Genomic DNA, 1,206 nt, shown 5'->3' on the forward strand with positions numbered 1-1,206 from the left:
TCATGGTTGCAGCTATATCCCCAGTACCAATCCTGTTCCGCATAACTGGAAACAAAGGGGGCATCGATGGAAACCCAGATTCCATACACATAGGGTTCCACCGTCATGTACCGACTATTTTTACCATCAATATGAACCGTGATGGGCATGGGGTCGGTCGTATTTGGATTGTATCCCGATGGAACGCTCACCGAATAATTATAGGCATACCCATGCATGGTTTCGTTCCAGTTATGGTAATCCATGAACTGGGTGTAAATGCGGCTGGTGTTACCACTGCCTGAACCCGTGCCCACCAAAACAGGCAAGGGATCGTTCATCGTTTCACTGACACCGGTGGTGAGTGCATTCCCTGTATTAAAGGTCGACTTGTTGGCCTGGCTTCCAGAAACCGTGGCTACGGCATAATAGGCCGATCCCGAAACTGCCGCCGTATTTACAAACAAGCCCGTTGTAGCGGCAAGTTGAGGGCCGTTGTCTTCAATGATGTAACGACTTTGCCCGCGTCCACGCGAAACTTCGGTGCGATACGTGCTTGAACCTTCCTTGACAATAGCCAGGGGTGTGGCTTGCGCCAGGTTGCTGCCCGTAATGGGGCTATTGTGTTGATACACAATATAGCTCTCTCCGGTAATGGAGGTATTTTCAGTCCAGGTGATGAAGGTCTGTCCTGAACGATGGAAGACTGTCAAAGCCGTGGGTTGGGCAAGGGAGCTACTGCCCGTAAATCCGTTCACTCGGTTGGATATGCCTTGGAGTTTGGTCGCCCTAAGATCATCACTATTTCCAGCGCCCCCGCCACTTCCATTGGGGGTAGGGTCACACACATCGCCCACGCCATCGCCATCCGTATCTGTTTGAGCAGCATTGGCATTGCGCGGGCAATTGTCGCTACCATCAGCAACTCCATCATTGTCATCATCGGGGTCGCAGGCATTGCCCATGGAGTCCCCATCCACATTGCCCTGATCGCTGTTGGCGACACTGGGGCAATTATCAGAGGCATCGGCCACACCGTCACTATCGGCATCTGCGGGCGTCGGGTTGGGGGTTCCGTCGCAGACATCGCCCATTCCATCGCCATCGGCATCGGTCTGATTGGCGTTGGCGTTTACCGGACAATTATCCGAGCCATCGGCAACGCCATCGTTATCATCATCGGCATCGCAGACATTGCCTTGGGCATCCCCGTCGGTATTAAGCTGA

General features: G+C 53.2%; 1 pseudogene (only partly in view). It reads right to left on the reverse strand.

The features are described 5' to 3' along the window. Nucleotides 1-1,206, reverse strand: a pseudogene (locus tag A2048_02855) (hypothetical protein) (it extends past both window edges: 1,024 nt to the left, 6,761 nt to the right).

The sequence above is a fragment of the Deltaproteobacteria bacterium GWA2_45_12 genome (assembly GCA_001797365.1).
Taxonomy (GTDB): domain Bacteria; phylum UBA10199; class UBA10199; order UBA10199; family UBA10199; genus UBA10199.